The sequence below is a fragment of the Rhizobium sp. BT03 genome (genome assembly GCF_030053155.1).
Lineage (GTDB): Bacteria > Pseudomonadota > Alphaproteobacteria > Rhizobiales > Rhizobiaceae > Rhizobium.
In genome coordinates, this window is sequence record NZ_CP125641.1 from 512,749 (window position 1) to 537,372 (window position 24,624).

The following is a 24,624-nucleotide window of genomic DNA, read 5'->3' on the forward strand; positions in this document are numbered from 1 at the left end:
TCAGGCCGAAGCCGGCGGCAGCAGCAACGTGTTGAGGAAGGGCAAGAGGGCGGCACCGAGTGCCACGCCGCCGCCGCTGAAGCTCGCCGGTTTCATCGGCGAAATCCAGGGCGTCAGCAGCGGTCTCGTCGAGGTGTCGCGTCGCTCGATGGAAAGCTGATGGATCAGTGCTTCGATCATGCCTTGCGGCAGATCGCCGCCGATCATGACGACGCTCGGGGCAAGAAAGCCGGCCATGGCGATGATCGGATCGAGCAGGTGGCCGGCGGCTTCGCGTATCCATTGTGACAGCAAGGGGCAGGAGAACTCTTCGCTCTTGAGCAGGCGGGCGAAGTCCCCGTCGCCGATGCGTGAGCGCAGGGAATGGAACCCGACGACGGTGTTGAGCTGGACATTGTCTGGCCCGGTCAGCATTTCGCCGATGCTGCCCGCCCGGCCATGCACGCCGGAATAGGGAACGCCGCGAACGAGAAAACCGGCCTGCACGTCGTCGTCGATGATGATCATCGCCAGACAGCCCTCCGGCATGGCGCTGCCGATGGTGCGCTCGGCAAGCAGGCTTGCCGTGCATTCGTTCTCGACATAGGGCCTCGCGACCGTCGACATCGCGGCGATTGCGTCGCTATCATCTTCCGTCCAGCCGCCGGCGGCGATGCCGAGTCCGATGACCGGCAGGGCGGCATGCCGATCGACCATCTCACGGACGGCCGCATGCACCAGCCTGACCTTGTCCGCCGGCTCTACGTCGAAATAGGCCCGGTCATGCACCTGGCCGCTCAAATCGATCAGCACGATCTCGCCGCGTCGTTGGCGAAGCTTGACTCCGACCGAAAAAGCGCCCTCCGGCCGCAACGCGAATTCCGTCGCGGTTGCACCACCGCCAAGTCCATTGCGGCGGTTCGACGTTACGAGCTTCTCGTCCGCCAGCCGCCGCAGAATATTGGTTATGCCAGGCCCGGTCAGCCCACTATGCCGCCCAAGTTCGGTGCGCGTCAGCGGCCCGTGCCGGCGGATCGCCTCCAGGATGACGCGGATATTCCGGTCGGCGATCTCCCCCGACCTCAGCCCGACCGTTTTGGCGCGCGGAACGCCCATCTCCTGGGTGTGAAGCCGACGCGGCCCTGACCGAAGATACCGCATGACCGTCTTCCTAGAGCAACATTACGGTTGTGTAGCACGCTTGTCGGTGTTCGTAACGATTTCGAGTGGACGCGTAGCTAACTAATTCCGTTGCATCAGGGATTCGGCATGGGCAGCGCGATGCCCGGGAGAAGAATAGCGGTTCCGAGCGGAAGAGCCAGGCCTCGTCGAACGACCGTCGATCTAATAGCTGCAAGGACGGTCGTTGCCAAAGCCGTCGCGGCAGGCAGGTCTCAGTCCATAGTCCACGCTGCTGTATCCAACCGAGCCGGTTTGCACTGAGTCGGTCGAACTCGTTGTGCACGATGACGACACGGCAACCGCGATGATGGCTGTGATCGCTGCGAGTATTTTGCGAATCTGGAGCATCCCCACCTCCCCATTGCTGGCCGAGGGCCAGCGTCATTCATGTGATTGCCAGTCAGATAGGCCGATACCGCGCCCGGTAAACTGTCGTAGTCGATCAAGATTGCGTTATTCCTTGAACGTCTGGCAGCCGGTCCTATGCCGAAACAATGGCTCCCTTCACAATGACCCTCCTCCGCACTTGACGGCAAATCAAAGTTACTTAATCTAAGGTCGGCTGGGCCCGCTGGGAGGAGGGGCCAGCAATCGCGATCTCTGTCGCGCCATCTTCATCTCCCAAAGCCATGATTCCGGATCGTTCGCCGCCGATTTTTGAACAGGATAAGCCATGTCTCTGACCATTGCCCAACGTTTCGATCGTCTCAAAGTCCGCATCGCCGAACTCGCGCATTGGCGGGATCGGCAAAGCGTTGCGATCGACGGCTGGACGTTCGAGGGCGAGCCGATCGGTCATCATCAGGACTGGCCGCATCGACAGGGCGTCGTGCATTTCGCCGCCCGCGCCGAGGCGCCGGAGAGCTGGCCGCTCGATGATATCCGCCTGCAGCTCGATCTCGGCGGCGAGAGCCTGATCACGCTGAGCTATCCCGGCGGCGAGACGGAGATGTTCGGCCTCGATCCCTATCATCAGGAATTTCCGGTCAAGGGCCGCCGCTTCCAGATCGCGACGGAAAGCGTCGCGCGCTTTCCGTTCGGCGAGCCGAACCGGGCGCCGCGGCTGAACAAGGCCCGGTTCATCCTGCTCGATGGTCCTGCTCATCGCTTGCATCTTCTCCTGAAGCAGGTCACCGAGGCGATCGGGGTGCTCGGCGAACATGACGTCGTGCCGCATCTGGTCGATGCCGCCGAGCAGGCGTTGCGCAGCCTCGACTGGCCGTCGGATACGGCGGCCTACATCTCGCGCACCGCCGATGCCGTCATGCAGCAGAAGATCTGGGAACTGCCGGAGCTCCAGGAAAATCCGGCGGGCCTCACGGATGAGCAGAGTGCTTCGGCGGCGTCCGCCTTCGAGGTCCTGACGGCGCGGTTGAAGGAATTGCAGACGCGCTTTCCGCCGAATGGCGAGCTGCTGCTGACCGGCCATGCCCATATCGACCTCGCCTGGCTTTGGCCCTATCGCGAGACGCGGCGGAAGATGCGGCGCACCTTCAACACGGCGCTGTCGCTGATGGAGCGCTCCGACGATTTCCGCTTCAACCAGTCGACCGCCCATTATTACGCGCAGATGGAAGAGGAAGACCCGGAGCTTCTCGAACACATCAAGGAGAAGGTCGCGGAAGGTAAATGGGAAACAGTCGGCGGCATGTGGGTCGAGCCTGATACCAATATGCCCACCGGCGAAAGCCTTGTCCGCCAGGTGCTCTACGGCCAGCGTTATTTCGAAAAGACCTTCGGCACGCGCCATACGGTGTGCTGGCTGCCGGATTGCTTCGGTTTCTCCGGCGCGCTGCCGCAGATCCTGAGACAGGGCGGCATCGACAGCTTCTTCACCATCAAGGTCAATTGGAGCGAGACCAACCATATCCCTTCCGATCTCTTCTGGTGGAAGGGTCTCGACGGCAGCCAGGTGCTGACCCACACTTTCGACAATCCGATGCAGGGATATAACGGCTTCGTGCAGGCCGATTGCTATCTGCCGACATGGAAGAACTTCCGCGGCAAGGTGCAGCACGATACCTCGCTTCTGGCCGTCGGCTACGGCGACGGCGGCGGCGGTGTGACGCCTGAAATGGTGGAGCGCGAAGTGCAGCTGCGCGATTTCCCCGCCATTCCGCAGGCGCGCTGGGGCACCGTCAAAAGCTTCTACGAGAAGGCGCACCGCACTGCGGGGGAAAAGAACCTTCCCGTCTGGGACGGCGAGATCTATCTCGAACTGCACCGGGCGACGCTGACGACGCAAAGCGGCGTCAAACGCAAACACCGGCAGGCCGAACGCGCACTGATTACCGCCGAAACGCTCGCTTCCCTTGCCCATATGCTCGGTGCCGAAAAGCCGAAAAGTCTCGAAGCGGATTGGCGCGTGGTGCTGAAGAACGAATTCCACGACATCCTGCCGGGATCGAGCATCCGCGAGGTTTATCAGGATGCGGAGCAGGAACTGGGTGGCGTCATCGACCACGCCAAGTCCGAGCAGGCAAAGGCCTTGCAGGCGCTGTCGGCCCATCTGCCGAAGGGCGGGCTCGGCAATGCGCTCGTCGTCGTCAATCCGTCGCTTGCGCCACGGCCGGTGAGCGCCACGCTTGCCGACGGCACGGTCATCTCGGCCGGCGATATCGTCGCTCCTCTATCCGTCGCGGTCTTCGATCGGCAGGTGCTTCGGCCGGCCGGCCGGCTGACGGCCAGCCCGGATTGCCTCGAAAACGACCATCTCGCTGTGACCATCGGCAAGGACGGGGCGGTTGCGAGCCTCATCCACAAGGCGAGCGGCCGCGAAGCGGTCGATGGTTCGGCCAACCAGCTCTGGGTCTATCCGGCCGACAAGCCGCGCAATTGGGACGCCTGGGATATCGACGCCGATTATGCCGAAAAGGCCATCCGTCTCGAGGCGCCGGAAAGCATTTCGCTTGTCGAAAGCGGCCCGCACCGCGCGGCAATCCGCGTCGTTCATCGCTACCGGAATTCGAGCGTCACCCAGACCTATGTGCTCAGTGCCAATGCGAAGCGGCTCGATATCGAAACGACGATCGACTGGCATGACCGCCGCACCCTGCTGCGCACCCTGAACCCGGTCGATGTCCGGTCGCGGAAGGCAACGTTCGAATGCGCCTTCGGCGTCGTCGAGCGGGCGACGCACAGCAACACCTCCTGGGAACAGGCAATGTTCGAGGCGGTCGCCCATCGCTTCGTCGATATCAGCGAGCCGGGTTTCGGTGTCGCCCTGATTAACAACGCCAAATACGGCCATAGCGCACGCGGCAATGTGATCGGCATGAGCCTGGTGCGCGGGCCGATCTATCCGGATCCGCTGGCCGATGAAGGCGAGCAGAGCTTCACCTATGCGCTGATGCCGCATGAGGGTGCCTGGCATGACGGCGGCGTGCTCGACGAGGCGATCGATCTCAACCAGCCGCTTGTCGCAGTTGAAGCCAGCGGCCTCTCCGCCGGCACTTTTGCGCCGCTAGCGGTCACCGGAATCCCCGTCGCGTTCTCAGGCCTGAAGCCGGCAGAAGAGGGTGACGGTCTCATCCTGCGCCTCTACGAACCGGCCGGCCGGCGCGGCACGCTCGCCCTCGACCTGCCTTCAGGATGGACGGCATCGCAGCCGCTGAACATTCTCGAAGAGCCGATGGAGCGGAAGGGAGCTGCCGACATCATGCCGTTCGAAATCCGGACCTGGAAGCTGCAAAATGGCTGACGCCTGACCGCCATGCGTGCCGGGAATTAAATGGCCGATGGCAAACGCACCATGATTTGAAGAACTGGCGGGCGCTCCTGAAAGCAGCTGCTATCCCCTAGAATTGGATGAGACGCCAGCCGCATCCGGCGGTCGAAAAGCGTCGGGTCGGGCGGCAAAGTTCGCAACTACAAAATCCACGAAAGCGCGGACTTTTGGTGAAAGCTGACGATTGGACGGCCAGACGAGCGAGAGCGAACCGTACGGCACCATGAAGGAAGTCAGGACGGGGACCAAACTTCCGGCCCGCATATGGGACTCTGCGACGTAGACGGGCAGATGCGCAAGGCCCAAGCCGTCCCGTGCTGCCCGCAGACCTGCATCCGTGTTGTTGAACGTAAGGTTCCTTGGGAAAATTACCCGATCGTATGGTGAGCGGAATGCCCACGGCGCAAGCCGGCCGCTGGATGGGTATTTGAAGTGAATGCAGGCATGTTGGGAGAGGTCATCCGGCGTCTGCGGTCGTCCATGGCGCTTGAAATAATCGGGACTTCCGCAAACGACGAAATGCTGGTCGCCGAGATGGCGGGCAATTAATCGTGCATCGGCAAGCTCACCGCTGCGCACGACGACATCCAGGCCCTCTGCGACCAGGTCGATGACCTTGTCTTCGAAATCGATGTCCAGTTCGATCTCCGGAAACTGCCCGGCAAAAAAGGGCAGGATCGGCATGAGAAGGTGATGCCCGACGATATGCGGCACGCTGACGCGAAGGCGCCCCCTTGGACGTTCCCGGCTTCGTGAGATCGTGGCCTCCGCGTCATGCATGTCGTCGATGATGCGTTTGTAGCGCTCGTAGAGCAGGGTTCCTGCTTCGGTCAGGCTGATGCTGCGCGTGGTGCGGTTGAAGAGCCGCACGCCCAATCGGCTTTCGAGCCGTGCGACCGCTTTTCCAATCGCGGAGGGTGAAACGCCGGCGACGCGCGCGGCTCCGACATAGCTCTGCTGTTCGGCAGCATAGACAAGGGCGAAAACGCTCGCGAGGCTTTCCATTTGGCACCCAATTAGAGAGATTTTGTCCTTTATGTACGTCCGTAAGCTGCCATTGATCAATATTGCGTAGGAAATATCCTTTGTCGCCAAGCGGTATCAGCCCCGCATCAGAGGAGTGGAAGCATGCAGGACTATGCAAAAGAATTGCCTGAGCACGTCGGCAAATACATTGGAGAGAACGAGCTGTTTCTGGAGATATTTCGGGGGAACAACAGTTCGTCGCAGCGTGCACGACCGCCTTTGCTTTTCGTTCACGGCGCCTTCACCGGCAGCTGGATGTGGAGCAAGCACCTTCCTCATTTCATATCGGCCGGATGGAATTCTTACTGCATCAATTTGCGCGGCCACTACAAAAGCAGATCGGTCGATTTGACCAAGGTCGAATTTGAGGACTACCTGGACGACATCCGCCAGGCGATCTCCGAAATCGCTGAGGAATGCGCAACTCCACCTGTTGTGATCGGCTTCAGCATGGGAGGGATACTGAGCCAGAAACTGGCGGAAAGCGTCGGGATTGCCGGGCTGGTGCTGATCGATTCCAGCATTTGCAGGCAAGTGCATGACGAGGTGCCCTATCGTCATCTTGCACCCCGAATGCCGGGTCTGGTTGTGCCGGCGCCGGCGCGCGACGAGCAAAGCAGCGCCGATGAAACGCTCGACGATATCACGTTCCAGCGGAAGTACCTGTCGATGGAATCGGCGAAGGCATTCGCCGCATTTTCCTTTCATTTCGGGGCGGAGGGGATTTCCGTCGATGGCGGGAAAATCACCTGTCCCAGCCTAGTCATCTCAGCCGTCAAGGATGAAGAGGATGATCGCCGAGGCCGGGCGACGGCGCGGCATATTGGCGGCGAGTATCTGGGGCTTCAGGGGACGACACATACGGGTCTGCTGGTCGGGCAAAGATACCAAGAGGCCGTAAGCTGCATGATGGTTTGGCTGGCGCGCTTTGCAGATAGCTCCAGTCAGCCTTCCAAGCTGAGGCTTGCCAGCAGCCGGCCGACATAGGCTTCCAAGCCGCCGACCATGTCGAAGCGGTCGGGATCGCGCAGCCAGAGCATCTGCAGGCCGTCCATCACCGCGATCAGTTCGGCGGCCATTGCCCTGCTGTCGATCCTGGCGTCGATCGCGCCGTCGGCAATCGCCCGTTCGAAGGTCGCGGCGACATCCTTCTGCATCTGGGTGGCGCGCGCGAGAAACCATGCCTTGGCGGGGTGGTCCTTCATAAGGCTCTCGGCATTCAGGATGGCGAAGGCCCTGACGACCTCGATCATGTCGGCGTTGCGGCGGAAGATGGCGACCATGCCCTTGAGCAGGCCGCTGAGATCGGAGCGATAATGCTCGATGAAATCAGCACTTTCGAGATCGCGTTGTGCGAGGATTGCCAGCAGCAGATCGACCTTTGTGGGAAAGTGGTGCAGCAAGCCGGGCAGCGACAGGCCGACATCCCGGGCGATATCGCCGATCGCGGCATTCTGGTAGCCGTCCTCGGCAAAGCGCCGCATCGCCGCCGTCAGGATTTCCGCCCGGCGTGTCTCTCCCTTGCGGGATCGGCGCCGTTGTTTTTCCTCTCCGGTCTGCTGTTCCGACAATTCTGCCATCGTCTCTTGTCTGCCTCTTGGAGCGGCGGTCGGCCGGTCCTCGGCCGATTTCTCCCATGCTCTCTATCCATACATCAGGCTTGCCCGATTGACATCTTAAAAATACCGAGTAATCGGTAGGTTTAAGGATTTCCTTGGGAGGTTTGCATGATCGATTCCATTCTCGACCAGATGACGCTCGAGGAGCAGGTCTCCCTGCTATCCGGCGCCGATTTCTGGACGACCGTTCCCGTCGAGCGTCTCGGCGTGCCGAAGATCAAGGTAACGGACGGGCCGAACGGCGCGCGCGGCGCCGGTTCGCTGGTCGCCGGTGTCAAGGCGACCTGCTTTCCGGTCGGCATCGCCCTCGGCGCCACCTGGAATCCCGATCTCGTCTCGCAGATGGGCGCAGCCCTTGCGCGCCAGGCAAAGAGCAAGGGTGCCGCGGTGCTGCTTGCGCCCACGGTGAATATCCACCGTTCCGGACTCAACGGCCGAAATTTCGAATGCTATTCGGAAGATCCGATGCTGACTGCAGAACTCGCCGTCGCCTATATCGACGGCGTGCAGGGGGAGGGGATCGCAGCGACGATCAAGCATTTTGCCGGCAACGAATCCGAGATCGAGCGCCAGACCATGTCTTCCGATATCGACGAGCGGACGCTGCGCGAAATCTATCTTCCGCCCTTCGAACAGGCCGTCCGCCGCGCCGGCGTGATGGCCGTCATGTCCTCCTATAACCGCCTCAACGGCACCTATACCAGCGAGCATCACTGGCTGCTGACCAAGGTGCTGCGCGAGGAATGGGGTTTCCAAGGTATCGTCATGTCCGACTGGTTCGGCTCGCATTCGACCGCAGAGACGATCATTGCCGGTCTCGATCTCGAAATGCCGGGTCCGGCGCGTGATCGCGGCGCTAAGCTCGTCGCCGCCGTGCGCGAGGGCAAGGTCGAGGCCGAAACCGTGCGGGCGGCAGCGCGGCGGATGCTGCTTCTGCTCGAGCGGGTCGGCGCCTTCAAGAGCAAGCCCGATCTCACCGAGCGGGCGATCGACCTGCCTGAGGATCGGGCGCTGATCCGGCGCCTCGGCGCAGAAGGCGCGGTTCTCCTCAGGAATGACGGCATCCTGCCGCTGGCGAAAACCTCGCTCGACCGTATCGCCGTCATCGGCCCCAATGCGGCAAGCGCGCGCGTCATGGGCGGCGGCAGCGCGCAGATCGCGGCGCATTATACAGTGAGCCCGCTCGAAGGCATTCGCGCCGCCCTTGCCAATGCCAACAGCATCAGCCATGCGGTCGGCTGCCGCCATAACCGTCTGATCGACGTGTTCAAGGGCAAGATCACGGTCGAATATTTCAAGGGCCGGGGCTGCAAGGGCAATCCGCTGCATTTGGAAATCGTCGACAAGGGCGAATTCTTCTGGTTCGAGCTGCCGTCCGGCGATCTCGACCCTGCCGATTTTTCGGCCAGGATGACCATGCAATTCGTGCCGGAGGAGAGCGGCGATCATGTCTTCGGCATGACCAATGCCGGCCTGGCGCGTCTCTTCGTCGACGGTGCATTGACAGTCGACGGCCATGAGGGCTGGACGCGCGGCGAAAACTATTTCGGCACCGCCAATGACGAACAGCGCGGCACCGTGCCGCTCGAAGCCGGCCGCGCCTATGCGGTGACCGTCGAGTATGAGCCGTCCATCGCGAGCGGGGAGGGCATCAACCTTATCGCCGTTCGTTTCGGCGTGGAAAAGCCGCTCGGCGAGGCTGATATCGAGGCAGCCGTCGAGACGGCCCGCAATTCCGATCTGGCGCTTCTCTTTGTCGGCCGCGACGGCGAATGGGATACCGAAGGGCTGGACCTGCCCGACATGCGGCTTCCGGGCCGGCAGGAGGAGTTGATCGAGCGGGTGGTGGCCGTCAACGCCAATACCGTCGTCGTGCTGCAGACCGGCGGCCCGGTGGAAATGCCCTGGCTCGGCAAGGTCCGTGCCGTGCTTGAGATGTGGTATCCGGGGCAGGAGCTGGGCAATGCCGTCGCCGATGTGCTGTTCGGCGACGTCGAACCCGGCGGGCGCCTGCCGCAGACCTTCCCGAAGGCGCTGGTGGACAACTCCGCCATCACAAGCGATCCCGCCGTCTATCCCGGCAAGGACGGGCACGTGCACTATGCGGAAGGCGTCTTCGTCGGCTACCGTCATCACGACACACGCGCCGTCGAGCCGCTCTTCCCCTTCGGCTTCGGCCTTGGCTATACCCGCTTCAACTGGGGTGCACCGCGGCTGTCGGCAGGCGAAATGGGTGCCGAAGGCGTGATTGTCAGTGTCGACCTGACCAATACCGGCGATCGGGCAGGATCCGAACTGGTCCAGCTCTATGTGCGCTCGCCGAAGACCAAAGTGGAGCGGCCGGACAAGGAGCTGCGCGCCTTCGCAAAACTTTCGCTGCAGCCTGGTGAGACCGGCACGGCCACGATGAAGATCCTGCCGCGCGATCTCGCTTATTTCGACGTCGAAACCGGCGCCTTCCGCGCCGACCCGGGTGACTATCAGCTGATCGTGGCGGCGAATGCCGCGGATATCCGGTTCGTCGTTGATCTGTCCTCACCACTCACCCACGTGCTGCCGGCTTCGCATTAGCTAGCGGCTGCATTCTCCTGATATTTCAAGCAGACTATCTGAAGCGCTCGCAATAGCGACTGATGCCGGGATTGTTGTGGGCGATCTCATGTTGGTGCAGCGTGGCAGGGTCTCGTAAGTGATTCCCAACTTGGTCGGCAAGGAGGTCTCTCTTTCACTTGCCTGTGTCAGTCCGCCGAGCTTCCAGACAGTTTCGCAGAGCTTGCTCGCATTCTTGCGAGAGCTCCATTGGAAATTTTAGCTGCGGATGACCGCTGGCGTCGATTTGAAAATCATATTCTTCTGAAGATGGAAGGATCGAGACTGGCCTTTTCCCAGTATAGTGAGTCAGAGTTTCTACAGCATAATCGACGCCCCACATATGTGGCGTTTTCTCCAACGGTCGAGGCTCCAGGTACGGCGTTTCGATTTCAAAGAAATCTGGTCCGCCTTGATGCCAGCGACCCACAAACAGCGATCTGCCTAAATGAGTTGCGTAGTATACTGCATCGATTTTGCTGAAAGTACGGCCTGTTTTAGTAACGTATTGTGCGTCGCACTGGACGAGATTTGCTTCGCTCTCGTCCCAATAATCGCGGAATACATATAGTACGTGATCAAGTTGCTCAAAGGCCGATTCTCCACTTACTATAATGTCGAAAGCGCCTCCAACCCCTTCCTTCAGAAAGCGTCCCTGCCGATGTTGGGCCAGCAAATATTTAGCACATGCGCCGAGCAATTCAGCGAACAAACCAGTTCCGTCTAGTGAGACTATGGCTTGATCATTTAAAAATTGTTCAAAATGCTTCCGTCCAGACCCGCCAAGCAAATTAAAACTGCCTTCTTTTGCAGTGCTTTTGGCTATATTGTGAGAAACGGAAACCGGTCCGTAGTCCTTAGATATGCCGAAGATGAACCAGCTAGCATCGGAACCGCGAGGAAGATTCGCGTTCTCTACTAAATGCTGGAAATCGGAAAAGCTCAGCATAACATCTGGGGAGTTTGCGAATAGAAACTTGAATGAATGCTCGTAGGCACCCATTGTTCCACTCCAGCCTAGAACCAGAAATGAGCCAATTGGGAAAATTTTCCGAGCAAGGCCTGCGACCCACAGGCCACTATCAGACATTTGTTCGGTCTCGTTGGGTAACCGTTGTGTCGGAATTGGAGCGTCGTGGTGAACGCGGGAGTTGGTCGTAAGGAGTGCGTCTCCAACAGCGAGAAAATATGGGGGCCTTACGAGCCCAGCAATTAAAGTCATTTGTGATCCCCCGTTGCTGAATATGATGCTGGGTAGCAACCTAATAATCTCATTGCCAAGAGGGCTTTCGCCGCAAATAACGATCGAAGCACGGGGGTCGCCAGCGCGCGATCCTTTCTTTGATGATGTGTCGCAAGTCTCGACGAAGACATCAACGGCTGAGGAGCGAGCTAGCGCAGAAGCTTCATCTGTAGAATGTGCAGTTCGTGGTGCATAACGGTTAGATCGCTCGTGAATTCGGCTGACGATCTCCACGCGCTTTGGATGTCAGAGGCTCTATCGTCGATGCGGCAGGCGGCGCGATCAGACCGCGTCGGGCTGGGTGCGGAGATTGGTGACAACGCGCCGGTTCTGCACCTTGCAGGAGCGCTCGGTGCAGTCGCGGACTTCTCGATCGTTGCCGTAGCCCTTGGCCCACATGCGCTTCGGATCGACGCCCTTCGAGGCGAGATAGGCCATCGCCGCATCGGCTCGCTTCTGCGACAGCGTCTGCATTTTGGAAGCAGAGCCGGAATCGTCGGCAAATCCCTGCAGCTTGAGCAGCCAGGTCGGGTTCCTGTTGAGCCAATTGGCCTGGTTGTCCAAGGTTGCCATGGCGACGGAATCGAGCGCGGCCGAGTCCTGCTTGAAGTAGATCCGCCGGCCGACATTGAGGATAAAATCCTCTTCGCTGCCGGCCGCGACATTTTCGAAACCGGGCGCGGGATCGTTGGTCTGGCCGGTCATCGGCGCCGCAGTCGGTTCTTCCAGGGAGGCGACCTCCGTAGTGGAGCAGGCGGCAAGCGCCAGGAGCATGGCCACGGCGAGAAGGCGGCTGGTGTATCCTGTTGTAGCAGACATCAGCGTGATTTCCTATTCGACCGGGGTTGTTTGGCTGACCTGCGTGGTGCTTTCGGCCTGGTCGGCAATATGCGGGAGAACCTGTACGGCCGTGCCGATCGGGCAACGCTGGTAAAGGTCGATGGCGTCTTCGTTGAACATGCGGATACAGCCGCTGGAGGCATCCTTGCCGATACTCCAGGGTTCGAGCGTGCCATGGAAGCGATAGCCGGTGTCGACGCCGTCGCGATGCAGGTACATGGCGCGGGGTCCAAGCGGGTTTTTCGGGGAGCCTCCCGCCACGAATTCGGGCAGTTCGGGATGGCGCTTGCGCATCTCCGGCGGCGGCGTCCAGCGCGGCCAAAGCGATTTGGCGTCGATCGTGGCGCGGCCGAACCATTTGAAGCCCTCACGGCCGACGCCGACGCCGTAGCGAATGGCGGTCTTGTTCTCCATGATCACGTAGAGAAAATGGTGCCTTGTATCGACGACGACGGTGCCGATCGGCTCGCTGCTGAAATATTTGACGACCTGGCGGTGCCACCGTCTGTCGATCTTGGCGAAGTTGGTCCCTCTGAACGTCACGCCATTGTCGACGATGGTGCCGTCAAAATAGGACGACGCCGCGGCGAATGCCGGTCTGCCGACCGCACCAGCGCCAAGTAACGCCAAACCACCAAGCAAAATTTCCCTGCGGGTCCCCAGCATCGGCAATATCCCCCTAAAGCCAAAGCAGCGAATATCAGTAAATCAGATTTTTCATTTGCGACAACAGAAAATCTTCTCTTCGCTCAGGGCGGGGATCGCATCTCCGGTCTTCTGGACTGTATTGCTCCGCTCATTACTCCAGGAGGCGACTGTTCACCCTGGGCAACCTCAGAGGAAAAGTTCGGGAAGTTCGCAGCCGGCGATGCATCGCAACCTGACCGCCTCAGCCATGTCTATCGACCGATAGGGAAACCGTAAACGCGTGCCGACGGGTCCCCAATTGCCGATGGCGCTCAAAAGCTTGTCGAGAGCGACGTTCGAATAGCCGAGTTCCCGGCGAAAGGGGACGATATGCGCGTCCATGAACGTGCAGATGCGTCGTTCGAGATCGAGAGCGGCATCGAGTTCGTTTCGCGTCGATGCCGTCCAAATCTGAGCGCCGCGGGGACTGAGACAGGCGACATTGGAGAAGGAGCCTGCTGCGATGCCTTCCCTGACGCCGGTTGCGAGATGATGGCCGGGGACGAAGAGCGAAAGCCCGGACAGATGCCGGCGCGCTTCGGCGTACCAGGAAGCGTCGCCATCTGCGAGCTTGATGCCGATCACCGCAGGCGCTGCCGCGCAGACCGCGCCCAGTTCCTTTGGCGTCAGCACCCGTTTGGCATGCGGCGGATTGTAGAGGATGAGCGGAGTTCCGCCGGCGGCCTCGGCCGCCCTTTTCAGGAAGTCGACCGCTTCGGCATCGGTAAGCGGCCACCAGTCCGGCAAGATGACTTGAATGGCGCGGGGATCGAGCGCGGCGGCGCGGCGGACGCGGTTGAGCATGATCAGCGGGTCGGGCTGGCAGGCGCCGATCACGAATGGCATGGAGGAAACCTCGCAGCGTTCGGCCAGCATCGCCTGGATCCTGTCGAATTCCTCCTCCGTCTGATTGTGGAATTCACCGGCGGTGCCGTTCGAATAGATGCCGTCGACGCCGGCCTCGATGAGGATGTCGATCTCTTCGCCGAGCTTATCGAATTCGATGCTGTCGTCGGCTGCGATCGGCAGAAGCAGGCTCGCCCAGTTTCCGCCGATGGCCGGATGCGGCGTCTTCGCGTTCATCTGTTTTCCCCCTAGAACAGGATGATTTTAGGCCCGTTTGGCCTAAAATCTGAATCCTGTTCTTAATTAAAGAGTTAGAGCATGATGTCGCCCGAAAACCGCTCACACTTTTCGGCATCATGCTCTAGATCACGGATCAGTTGAGGTCGTCGCGGATGCAGGCCTTGAAATGGCCGGGCGCGATTTCCCGGAACGGCGCCGGCACAGGCATCGAGGGCGCTCGGACAGCGCGTGCGAAAGACGCATCCGCTCGGCGGATTGGCCGGGCTTGGAATATCGCCTTTCAGGATCTGCCTGTCACGGCGGGCATCCGGATCGGGTGACGGGATCGCGGAGAGAAGGGCGCGCGTATAGGGATGCTGCGGTCTCGCATAGAGATCGGCACTCGGCGCGATCTCCATGATGCGGCCGAGATAGAGCACGATCACCCGGTCGCAGATATATTCGACGACGGCGAGGTCATGCGAGATGAACAGCATGGTAAGGCCAAGCCGCTGCTGCAACTCGCGCAGCAGGTTGATCACCTGCGCCTGGATCGACACGTCGAGTGCGGAGACCGGCTCGTCGGCAACGATGAATTCCGGCGACAAGGTCAATGCCCGGGCGATGCCGATGCGCTGGCGCTGGCCACCGGAAAATTCATGCGCGTAGCGATTGATCGCGTCAGTGGGCAGATCGACCTGGGCCAACGCGGTTTGCGCTCGTTCGAGCCTGTCGTGTGCCGATCCGATCCCCTGGATCTTCAGGCCCTCCGTCAGGATTTCGCCGATCGTCATGCGCGGCGACAGACTGGCGAAAGGGTCCTGGAAAATATACTGCATGCGCGGCCGTTGCCGCCTGAGCGCCGAGGCGGAAAGTCCGGTGAGTTCCTGTCCGTCGAAGCGGACACTGCCTGAGGAAGGTTCGACGAGCCGGAGGACGGAACGCCCGATCGTGGTCTTTCCGCTGCCGGATTCGCCGACCAGCCCGACGACTTCCCCCTTGCCGATATCGAAGGAGATGCTCTCAAGAATGTTCAGCCGCGCGCCGCGGGAAATATAATGTTTCGAGAGGTCGCGGACGGAGAGCAGCGGTGCGCTCATCTAGATCTCCTGCCATCTGATGCAGCGGCTGCGGTGCTGCGGATTGACCTGTTCGAGTGCGGGAATTGCGGCGCGACAGGCATCGATCGCGAATTTGCAGCGCGGGGAAAAGGCGCAGCCGCTCGGCATGTTCATCAGGCTCGGAACCATGCCGGGAATGGCAGAGAGTTTTTCGCCCGCCCGTTTCATCCGCGATGCCTCGCCGAGGCGCGGCATCGAGGCGAGAAGGCCCATCGTGTAGGGATGCTTCGGATTGCGGAAAACCTCGCCGACCGGCCCTTCTTCGACGATCCTTCCGGCATACATCACCGCGACGCGATGGGCGATTTCGGCGACCACGCCGAGATTGTGGGTGACGAAGAGCATCGCCATGCCGCGCTCGCGCTGCAGCTTGAGCAGCAGATCGAGGATCTGCGCCTGGATCGTCACGTCGAGCGCCGTGGTCGGCTCATCGGCGATCAGCAGCGCCGGATCGCAGGCGAGCGCCATAGCGATGGTGGCGCGCTGGCGCATGCCGCCCGACAGTTCGTGCGGATATTGGCCGGCACGGCGCCGGGCGTCCGGTATGCCGACGCTTTCAAGCAGCGTGACGGCTGCGTCCATCGCCGCCCTCCGGTTCGCACCACGATGGATGCGGATCGGCTCGGCGATCTGGTCGCCGATCGTGAAAACGGGATTGAGGCTCGACATCGGCTCCTGGAACACCATGCCGATGTCGTCGCCTCTGATGCTGCGCATGCTCTCTTCGTCGAGGGAAACAAGATCCCGGACCGCGCCGCTTCTCGTCGTCAGTCGGATGCTGCCGGCGGCGATCACGCCGATGTTGCGGGTGAGCAGCCGCATGACCGACAGGCTGGTGACCGACTTGCCGGAGCCGGATTCGCCGACGAGCGCCAGCGTCTCGCCGGCGGCGATGGTCAGGTCGATATCGTTGACCGCCGTGATCTCGCCACCGCGGATGCGGAAGACCGTTCGCAATCCCCTGATGTCGAGTACCGGTCCGGCCGACTGTTCCATCGACCGGCTCAGTTCAACAGGCCGGTTGCACGCAGGATCTCGTTGATCCGTGCCGTCTCGGCATCATTCAGAGAGGCGCGCGGCCGCGGCATGACGGCGCTGTCGATAATGCCGAGGCTGCGCATGGCAGCCTTGAACGCGCCGATGCCGGAAGCGCCGCCGCTGACACGGCCCTGTGCGACCCAAACGATTTCGAAGAGGCGGCAGAGGCGCTCCTGCTCTTTCCTGGCGGCGGCCCAATCGCCGCGCTGGGCGGCATTCCAGAGCCTGATATAGCCGTGCGGATCGACATTGGCGATACCGGGAACAACGCCGTGAGCGCCCATCAGCAGGGCGTTGTCGACGACGATCTCGGAGCCGGTCATCAGGAAGACGTCCTTGTGCTCGGCGAGATCGAGGAGCGCATAACGGAAGTTGCCGTCGTCGCCGCTGGAATCCTTTAGGCCGATAATGGTGCCTTCCTTGGCAAGTTTGACGACGGTCTGGCGCTGCAGCTTGACGTGAACGCAAACGGGAATGTCATAGGCGACCAGCGGAACGTCCACCGCGTCTCTCACATAACGGAAATGATCGAGGATCTCGGACTGGCTGGTGACCGTATAAAAGGGTGCGGTGACCACAACGGCGTCGGCGCCGGCGGCCTTTGCGACCTTCGAATGGGCGATGACCCGATCCGTGGTCGGATCGATGACGCCGACGATCAGCGGCACGCGGCCATTCACCACCTTGGCGGAATGCTCGATGATTTCGCGGCGGGTCCGGTCGTCATGGAAGACGACTTCGCTGGTCGAGCCGAGGACGAATACGCCGTGGCAGCCGGCATCGATCAGATGTTCCAGCACCCTGGTATAGGAAGGATAGTCGACGGTGAGATCCGGATTGAGCGGCGTTACGACGGGGGGGACGACACCCTTGAATTTGGTCATTTTCGCTTCTTTCGCTAGTCAGTTCAGTTCGGCACGCGGATCGAAGGCATCTCTGAGGCCATCGCCGATGAAGTTGATGGCAAGCACGGCAAGGATCAGCGCCGCACCGGGAAAGAGCCATTGCCACGGATATTGTTCGAGCACGGCGGTGGAGCGGGCCGCGTTCAGCATGTTGCCCCAGCTTGCCGCCGGCGGCGCGATGCCGAGACCGAGGAAGGACAGGCCCGCCTCGAGCAGGATGGCATTGGCGATCTGCAGCGTTGCGTAGACCACGAGGATATCGATCGCGTTCGGCAGGCCGTGGCGGAAGAGCAGATGCCCGATGCCGGCGCCCATGCCGCGGGCGGCCATGACGAAATCGCGCTCACGCAATTCCAGCAGCCGGGAGCGGATCATGCGTGCAAGCAGCGGCCAGGAAAGCAGCGAGATGACCAGCACCGTCGGCCAGATGCCGGTGCCGGCGATCGAGGCGAGCACGAGCAGGAAGATGACGGGCGGCAGGGTCATTACCAGATCGACGAAGCGCATCGAAACGGCGTCCGCCCACCGGCCTGCAAGCGCCGAGATGGCCCCGAAGAGAAAGCCGATGACCGCCGAAAGCGCGGTCGATGCGACGGCGACCAGCAGCGAGATCCGGCCGCCTTCGAGTACGCGCGCAAAGACATCGCGGCCGACGCCGTCGGTTCCGAACCAGTGGGTTGCGCTCGGGCCGCTGTTCATCGCCAGAAGATCGATGTCATTAGGCTGGAAAGCCCACCACAGCGGATAGGAGAGGATCAGCAGCAGCATCGGAACGGCCATGCAGACGCCGGCAACGGCTGCGCGGTTGAGCAGGAAACGGCTGAAGGCGCGGGCAAGCGGCCCTGGGCTGCGGCGTTGGGGGGAGCGTGCCAGCATGGTCAGCCCACCTTGATGCGCGGGTCGACGACCGCATAGGTGATATCGGTCAGAAGATTGACTGTGATAACGCAAGTGCCGATGACGAGCGTCGCGCCCATGATGACGGGGTAGTCGCGGGTCTGAACGGCGTCGACGAGCAAAAGACCCATGCCCGGCCAGTTGAAGACGCTCTCGATGAAGATGGCGCCGCCGATCGCAAGCCCGATGGTGGAGCCGATCAGGGTGACGATCGGAAGAAGCGCATTGCGCAGCGCATGTTTGGCGATGACCCAGAACTCGAACACGCCCTTGGCGCGGGCCGTACGCACGTAATCCTGGTTCAGGACTTCGAGCAGCGAAGCGCGCATGTAACGCATGATCAATGCGGCTTGAGCGACGGACAGAAGGGCGGCCGGCAGGATCAGATGGTGAAGGAGATCGCCGATCGAGAAATCCTCGCCCGGCGTCAGCATGCCACCCGACGGCATCCAGTGCAGGCGGACGGAGAAAATATAAAGGCCGATCAGCGCGCTGAGGAATGCCGGGCTCGAAATGCCGGCAAGCGCAACTACCGACAAGGAGAGATCGGCAAGCGAATTGCGGCGGACGGCGCCGATCACGCCGCAGGCGATGCCGGCGACGATGGCGAAGGCAAGTGCGGTGCCCATCAACAGTACCGTCGGCCCGATCCGCGACAGCACCAGACCGAGAACCGGCTGGTCGAGACGCTTGATCGAATAACCGAGATTGCCCGCCAGCGCCTGCTGCAGCCAGCCTAGATACTGGACGGGCAAGGGCTGGTCGAGCCCGAGTCTTCCACGCAGATCGGCAAGATCCGACGGCGACATCGGCAGGTTCGGATCGATATAGGCATCGATCGGATCGCCGGGCGTCAGGCGCAGCAGCAGGAAGATCAGCATGCTCAGGGCGACGAGCATGCCTACCCCTATGATCAGGCGTCTAAGACTGTATCGGAGCATCGTCTATCCGTTTTTTCGGGCCGTCTTGCCAGGCCGTCTTGTCAGGCGTCCTGTCAGGGTGGCCGAAGCCACCCTCGAGCCTTTGCGGAAAACGCTATTCGGTGATCGACCATTTCTGCGGGTCGGCCTGGTAGGGGCCGCCGCCGGGCGCCGGCGTCCAGACGAAATCCTTCGCCTTGGTCGAGACGATGCCGTAACGGTTTGCCACCCAGAGCGTCGCCCAGGGCAGGTTGGTGTTCATCACCTTGCAGACGTCCTGGTAGGCCGCATCCCGCTTGGCGCTGTCAGGCTCGGCAAGCGCGTTGTCGAGTGCCTTGGTGAGATCAGGCATACGAACTCTGGCGACATTCGGTCCGGCCGGAGGGATCTGCTTCTCGTTGAGGCCGACATTGATGCTTCCGGCATCCGGCCCGTTCTGCAGCCCGGCGTAAACCATCTGGAACTGGGCAATATCCGGCGTCGCATTGAGCACGATGCTGTTATAGGTTGGCGCATCGACGGCGCGCGGAACGACGTTGATGCCGACCTGGGCAAGCATCGCCTGAACGGCGGCAAGGACGTTGGTGGCAAGCGGCGTGGTGTAATAGGTCAAAAGCGTGATCGGTTTATCGCCGTTGATCTGATCCCAGCCGGCTTCCTTGAGCAGTTGCTTGGCCTTTTCAGGATCGTAGGCATAGGTGTCGATGCCCGGGGGTATCAGCTGTTCGGCGACGTAGGCGCAGTTGGCCGGCTTGGCCGCGCCGCCATAGAGGCTCTGGATGATGGCATCGCGATTGATCGCATACATCACCGCCTGGCGGACGCGCACCTCCTTCCAGATCGGGGAATCATGGTTGAAGCCCAGATAGTTGACGACGAAAGAATTGCCTTCGATGACCTTGAAGTCCTTGCTGTCCTTGAAGGTCGGCACGTCGTTGGAATCGACATAGGTGAACTGGATCTCGCCGGATCGGAGCGCCGCGATCGCCGCGGCCGGGTTGGCGAAATAGCGGTTGATGACGCGTTCCAGTGCTGGTTTGCCGCCGCGATAATCGCTGTTTGCGGCAAGCTCGACATACTGATCGGAGACGTATTTGGTGAATTTGAACGGTCCGGTGCCGATCGGCGCGGTGGACCACCAGGTGTTCTTCGCCAGCTGGTCGGCCGGTATCGCGGCGAGCGCATGCTCGGGCAGCATCATCACCTTGGTCATCGTGTCGAGAAAACTGCTGCTGGGTGCGCTAAGCTTGATGACGACGGTGTGATCGTCCGGCGTCTCGACGGACGATATGCCCTTCAGCCGGGCCGCGAGCACCGAGCCGGTTTTCGCATCCGTCGCAAGGCCCAGGGTGAATTTCGCATCCTTGGCGGTAAAGGGCTTGCCATCATGCCATTTGGCGTCGGCGAGCTTGAACGTGTAGGTCAGCTGGTCCGGGCTGACCTCGTAGGCGTTCGCCAGCGCGCCGACGACTTTCTGCAGCTTCTCGTCATAGGTGATCAGCGGTTCGTAATAGATGCTGAGCCAGGTGAAGCCGGCGGTCGCCGCCAGCGGATTGAAGTTGCCCTGGAAACCTCCCGGACCGACATCGAAGCCGCCGGACAGGGTGGCGGCCTCAGCCTGGATCGCGGCGCCCGAAACGATAAGAGCCGGAACGGCTGTTGTCGACAGCAGGGCGCCAAGCGCGATGGCGGATAATCTAGACAGTCTTTTCATGCGTTCCTCCCATGTTTGAACTTGTCTTGTTATTGGCAATCACCCGGGCAATTCCCTCGTAATGGCGATCCAGGCGCCGGCGCGCCTCCTCCAGATCCTTTGCCTCGATCGCATCGACGATCGCGGCGTGATCACGCCACGTCGCCATCGGATCGGTATTTTCGAGGTTGACGAAATCCGACGCCTTGTAGAAGGCGAGCCAGAAGACATCGATCAGCCGTACGAGCGTTTCATTGTCCTGGCAGCGAAACAGCAGCCGGTGGAACAGCTGGTCGTCTGTGGCAAAGGTTTCACCGCGCTCGGCATGGGCGCGCATTCGATCGACGGTGGCGCGCAGTTCGGCGATGTCCTCCTCGCCGATCACATCGATCGTCTTGCCGATCAATCCCACCTCAAGCGTGCGCCGGATTTCGAGCACCTCCTCGATCTGACGCAGAGCGCCGCCGAGGCCGTAAGCGAGGTTGTCGAGAAGCGGCTCGAAGGAAAAGGCCTTCACGAAGATGCCGACGCCGCGCCGCGTCTCCAGCACGCCGAGCGATTCCAGCGCCTTGATACCCTCCCGCAGCGAATTGCGGCTGACGCCGAGCTGGGTGGCAAGCTCGCCTTCCGCCGGAAGCAGGGTTCCGGGCGCTAGCCCATTGTCGTCGATATAGGCGCGCAGACTTTCCTGCACCGAGACATGCAGCAGGGGTGCGCGCGTCAGCGGCTTCATCGATTTCAATGTCATGCCGGGGTCGCTTTCTCGCATCGCCGATAAAGGATGCCTGTTACATATATACTTGTAGGATATCTGTCAAATGGTCAGGCTGCTCACGGTGCATCGGGCGTCGGCGCTTCAGCCGCATCGCTTGTGAAAACAGCGTCCCGGCGCGAGCAATGTCCACTTCAATGTCTGGATTTATGCGGCTGAAGCACAAGGCCGACACCGGGCCGAGCCTTAGAGATGCGTGCAACCTGTTCGGGAGTGCCGAAAGCTGCGGATTTCATCGACAAAAGGTGACTAAAATAATCATCTTATGTTGACAATGCCCTGTTCGCTCCATAGGTTCCGCGCGCATCTGTGACGTAGGGACCAAGTGATGGCGCGTGCTTTTTTGAATGTTTCTAATAATCTACCGCGAATTTATAGAGAGAGCCTATTTGCCACGACGGCGGTCGTTCTGATCGGTATTGCAGCATCGCCGGCTTACGCTCAGAGCGCTTCCGCAGGCGATACCGCGACGACGCTGGAGCCGATCGTCATCCAGGGTGCAGCCTCTGATAGCAAGACCGACCGGACGTCGGTCACCGCCAAGAACAGCGCGGGCGCGACCAAGATCAGCACGCCGCTCGTCGAAACGCCGCGTTCGATCTCCGTCACGACCGAGAAGGAAATCGAGCAACGCGGCGCGCAGTCGGTCATCGAGGCGGTGCGTTACACAGCCGGCGTGACCACAGGAACGAGCGGCTTCGATCCGCGTTTCGACCAAATCTATATTCGCGGCTACAACGCCACGACGGTCGGCGACTATCGTGACGGATTGCGCCAACCCTACATCAATTACGGTATGTTCCGCACCGACCCCTATCAGTTGCAGCGCGTCGAGGTGATCAAGGGGCCGGTCTCCGTTCTCTACGGCTCGGGATCGCCGGGCGGCCTGGTCAACAAGATATCGAAGCTTCCGACCGAAGAGCCGATCCGCGAAGTCGGCATTACCTACGGCACCAAGGACCGGGTGCAGGGAATGTTCGATTTCGGCGGACCGATCAGCGAAGACAACGACGACTTTCTCTACCGCATCGTCGGCCTTGCCCGCCGCGGCGATACCAATTTCGATATTGCCGACGACCGCTATTTCCTGGCGCCGTCCTTCACCTGGAAGCCAGACGAGGGCACGTCTCTGACGGTGTATGGTCTGGCGCAGGCGGACGAAACCGACGCCAATGTCGGCGCGATCACGACCGTGGATGGCAGGATTCTCGATATCAGACAGAGCGATCCCGATTATGACTATCAGAAGATCAAGCAGCAGCAGGTCGGCTATCAGTTCGAGCATGAATTCGACAACGGCCTGACCTTCCGGCAGAACCTGCGTTATTCGCATCTCGATCTCAGGGCCCGCTACCTCGGCGTTACCAGCTGGACCGGGACCGTCGCGCATCGCGGCACGAATGCGATCCGCGACGAAATGAACGTGTTCCAGGTCGACAATCAGCTCGAGGCGAAATTCGATACGGGTCCGCTTGCGCATACGATGCTGTTCGGGCTCGACTACACCAATCTCAAGTCGAGCTTTGGCTATGGCTTCGGAGCCGCCGATCCGGCATTCGACTTCGATATCGCCAATCCGACTTACGGAGTCTCGGGTTCTACGCCGGACTATAATTTCTTGGCTTCCGATGCCGATATGCGGCAGGTCGGCATCTACGCCATGGACCAGGTCGAGGTCGGAAACTGGCGCTTCAACTTCGGCGGCCGGCAGACCTGGGTGAACCAGACGCGAGATTCGACCTTGCCCACGGTCAGCTCGGAGGATGTCGACAAGAACGCCTTCTCCGTACAGGCCGGCGCACTCTACCTCTTCGACAACGGCATCGCGCCGTTCGTTTCCTACGCGACCTCCTTCGATCCGGTCACCAACCGGTCGGCCGCCAACACGATTCTTCCGCCGACGAAGGGCGAGCAATACGAAGTCGGCGTGAAATACCAGCCTCCCGGCTCCGACATCCTGCTATCGGCTGTCGCCTATCACATCGTCGAGCAGAATAAGCCGAGGCTCGCCGACCCGCTGACCTTTGCCTATGACTCCCAGGGCGAAGTGACCGGAAAGGGTATCGAGCTTGAAGCCCGTGCGGCAATCGCCGACGGCCTCGATATCATTGCGGCCTATACCTACAACGACTCCGAAGTAACGGGGGGTAACAACGTCGGAAATACGCCGGCCGTCACCCCGACCCATATTGCAAGCCTGTGGGCGAACTACACCTTCCAGGAAAGCAATCCCTTCAACGGTCTGTCGGTTGGCGCCGGCGTGCGCTACATCGGCGAGACCTGGACGGATGTTGCCAATACCTCGAAAAATCCTGCGACTTTCTATGTCGATGCATCCGCCTCCTATGATTTCGGCGCGGTCGACAAGAAATATGAGGGTCTGACGGCAGCCTTCGCCATCCGCAACATCGCCGACGAGCGAGAAACGGTTTGCGAAGAGGGCTTCTGCTACCTAGGCCAGGGCCGCAACATGACCGGGACGCTGAAGTATCGATGGTAAGGCATGGCCGCAGAGACGAATAGGGCGTCTCGGCGCCCGACTTCGATTGCCGATTATCCTATCGCCCACCAGGCCGTCTGCCTTGACGGCCTGGTGGGCGATGGCGCGTTTTCCTATTGCCGGGGCAAACTGCTCAGTGTCCCACCGCAGACGGGCATCGTCGTCGCCTGCAGAGATCTTTGCGACGGGGCAGTCTTTGAAGGGATCATCGCCCGGTATGCGCAAAAATTTCCAGGCGGCGATCGCCGTGCGATCGTCTCGATGTGGACGCTCTACTATTTCAGCATTCTGACGATTGCCCCCAGCCTGCACATGTTCGTGCACCGGATCGGGCTGCCGTTGCAGATCGATCGGCTATCGCTTGTGTGCAACGAAAAGACCGGCGAGCCGGAAGCCTTCGTGATGACTGACAGGCTTGGCGTTACGGCCGATCCGGCGGGGGAGCTGCACCGGCTGATGGTCGGCCACGTCGAGCCTGTTGTCGCGGCGATCGCCGCCAATGCCGGTGTCGCTCCGAAGCTGCTCTGGAACAATGTTGCGGCCTATCTCTCATGGATTCTCAAGGAGATCGCCCATCGCCACGAGCGGGACCTCGTCGAAGGCGGCCTGGCGCTGCTTAACGACGCTGCATGGCCGTGCGGCCGGCGCAACCCGATGGTCGGCATGATCCGCACGGCGCGGCAGCAATGCGGCCTCGAATTCGCCCGTCGCAAAGTCTGCTGCCTGCGTTATAACCTGCCGGGCGTTGGCGGCTGCGGCGAAGCCTGCCCACTGCCGGACGGACGCCATTAAACGTCCAGACCCCGGTCGGGTTAGGGTGG

19 protein-coding genes and 1 pseudogene are annotated in these 24,624 nt (G+C 61.0%); 5 read left to right on the top strand and 15 right to left on the bottom strand.

The window, feature by feature from the left end; genetic code table 11:
* A complete protein-coding gene (locus tag QMO80_RS24205; protein WP_283200414.1) occupies positions 1-1,140 on the bottom strand; it encodes an ROK family transcriptional regulator in 1,140 nt (379 codons plus the stop codon).
* 183 nt (positions 1,141-1,323) lie between these two features.
* Positions 1,324-1,509 carry a hypothetical protein gene (locus QMO80_RS24210; RefSeq protein ID WP_283200415.1) on the bottom strand — a complete coding sequence of 62 codons (186 nt, stop codon included), beginning with the start codon at positions 1,507-1,509 and terminating at the stop codon, positions 1,324-1,326.
* A 325-nt stretch (positions 1,510-1,834) separates the two neighbouring features.
* Here QMO80_RS24210 and QMO80_RS24215 point away from each other — a divergent pair, with 325 nt between their 5' ends.
* Complete coding sequence (locus QMO80_RS24215; RefSeq protein ID WP_283200416.1) at positions 1,835-4,861, top strand: glycoside hydrolase family 38 C-terminal domain-containing protein; 3,027 nt, start codon at positions 1,835-1,837, stop codon at positions 4,859-4,861.
* A 90-nt stretch (positions 4,862-4,951) separates the two neighbouring features.
* On the opposite strand, the gene QMO80_RS24220 is transcribed toward QMO80_RS24215, so the two are convergent.
* The gene (locus QMO80_RS24220) at positions 4,952-5,893 is read right to left on the bottom strand and encodes a LysR family transcriptional regulator (RefSeq protein WP_283200417.1); all 942 of its coding nucleotides are present in this window, start codon (positions 5,891-5,893) and stop codon (positions 4,952-4,954) included.
* Between the two features lie 123 nt (positions 5,894-6,016).
* On the opposite strand from QMO80_RS24220, the gene QMO80_RS24225 reads away from it, so the two are divergent.
* Positions 6,017-6,901, top strand: a complete 885-nt coding sequence (locus QMO80_RS24225; protein WP_283200418.1) for an alpha/beta hydrolase — start codon at positions 6,017-6,019, stop codon at positions 6,899-6,901.
* On the opposite strand, the gene QMO80_RS24230 is transcribed toward QMO80_RS24225, so the two are convergent.
* Positions 6,859-7,494, bottom strand: a complete 636-nt coding sequence (locus QMO80_RS24230) for a TetR/AcrR family transcriptional regulator (protein WP_283200419.1) — start codon at positions 7,492-7,494, stop codon at positions 6,859-6,861. The two genes, QMO80_RS24225 and QMO80_RS24230, sit on opposite strands and share 43 nt — an antisense overlap.
* Positions 7,495-7,641: 147 nt before the next feature.
* On the opposite strand from QMO80_RS24230, the gene QMO80_RS24235 reads away from it, so the two are divergent.
* Positions 7,642-10,104 carry a beta-glucosidase gene (locus QMO80_RS24235; protein WP_283200420.1) on the top strand — a complete coding sequence of 821 codons (2,463 nt, stop codon included), beginning with the start codon at positions 7,642-7,644 and terminating at the stop codon, positions 10,102-10,104.
* A 154-nt stretch (positions 10,105-10,258) separates the two neighbouring features.
* Here the strand turns inward: QMO80_RS24235 and QMO80_RS24240 are convergent, their stop codons facing one another.
* From QMO80_RS24240 to QMO80_RS24290, 11 genes and pseudogenes are all read right to left on the bottom strand, one after another.
* Positions 10,259-11,125, bottom strand: coding sequence for a hypothetical protein (locus tag QMO80_RS24240; RefSeq protein WP_283200421.1), 867 nt, complete (start codon positions 11,123-11,125; stop codon positions 10,259-10,261).
* Between the two features lie 522 nt (positions 11,126-11,647).
* Positions 11,648-12,184, bottom strand: a complete 537-nt coding sequence (locus QMO80_RS24245) for an OmpA family protein (RefSeq protein ID WP_283200422.1) — start codon at positions 12,182-12,184, stop codon at positions 11,648-11,650.
* A gap of 12 nt (positions 12,185-12,196) precedes the next feature.
* Positions 12,197-12,871 (bottom strand): L,D-transpeptidase, encoded by a 675-nt coding sequence (locus tag QMO80_RS24250; protein ID WP_283200423.1) that lies wholly within the window; start codon positions 12,869-12,871, stop codon positions 12,197-12,199.
* Positions 12,872-13,039: 168 nt separating this feature from the next.
* Positions 13,040-13,975 (bottom strand): dihydrodipicolinate synthase family protein, encoded by a 936-nt coding sequence (locus QMO80_RS24255; protein ID WP_283200424.1) that lies wholly within the window; start codon positions 13,973-13,975, stop codon positions 13,040-13,042.
* Positions 13,976-14,111: 136 nt separating this feature from the next.
* Positions 14,112-15,057: pseudogene (locus tag QMO80_RS24260) on the bottom strand (ABC transporter ATP-binding protein).
* Positions 15,058-16,074 carry an ABC transporter ATP-binding protein gene (locus QMO80_RS24265; protein WP_283200425.1) on the bottom strand — a complete coding sequence of 339 codons (1,017 nt, stop codon included), beginning with the start codon at positions 16,072-16,074 and terminating at the stop codon, positions 15,058-15,060.
* Positions 16,075-16,082: 8 nt separating this feature from the next.
* Positions 16,083-17,000, bottom strand: coding sequence for a dihydrodipicolinate synthase family protein (locus QMO80_RS24270; protein WP_283200426.1), 918 nt, complete (start codon positions 16,998-17,000; stop codon positions 16,083-16,085).
* Positions 17,001-17,018: 18 nt separating this feature from the next.
* Positions 17,019-17,897, bottom strand: a complete 879-nt coding sequence (locus tag QMO80_RS24275) for an ABC transporter permease (protein ID WP_283200427.1) — start codon at positions 17,895-17,897, stop codon at positions 17,019-17,021.
* Positions 17,898-17,899: 2 nt separating this feature from the next.
* Complete coding sequence (locus QMO80_RS24280) at positions 17,900-18,859, bottom strand: ABC transporter permease (RefSeq protein ID WP_283200428.1); 960 nt, start codon at positions 18,857-18,859, stop codon at positions 17,900-17,902.
* Positions 18,860-18,953: 94 nt separating this feature from the next.
* Positions 18,954-20,552, bottom strand: a complete 1,599-nt coding sequence (locus tag QMO80_RS24285) for an ABC transporter substrate-binding protein (RefSeq protein WP_283200429.1) — start codon at positions 20,550-20,552, stop codon at positions 18,954-18,956.
* Positions 20,536-21,279, bottom strand: a complete 744-nt coding sequence (locus QMO80_RS24290) for a FadR/GntR family transcriptional regulator (protein ID WP_283200430.1) — start codon at positions 21,277-21,279, stop codon at positions 20,536-20,538. Before QMO80_RS24290 ends, QMO80_RS24285 begins: the two co-directional genes overlap by 17 nt.
* A gap of 352 nt (positions 21,280-21,631) precedes the next feature.
* On the opposite strand from QMO80_RS24290, the gene QMO80_RS24295 reads away from it, so the two are divergent.
* Positions 21,632-23,803, top strand: coding sequence for a TonB-dependent siderophore receptor (locus QMO80_RS24295; RefSeq protein ID WP_283200431.1), 2,172 nt, complete (start codon positions 21,632-21,634; stop codon positions 23,801-23,803).
* 3 nt (positions 23,804-23,806) lie between these two features.
* Positions 23,807-24,595 carry a siderophore-iron reductase FhuF gene (gene fhuF, locus QMO80_RS24300; protein ID WP_283200432.1) on the top strand — a complete coding sequence of 263 codons (789 nt, stop codon included), beginning with the start codon at positions 23,807-23,809 and terminating at the stop codon, positions 24,593-24,595.
* The last annotated feature ends 29 nt before the right edge of the window (positions 24,596-24,624 follow it).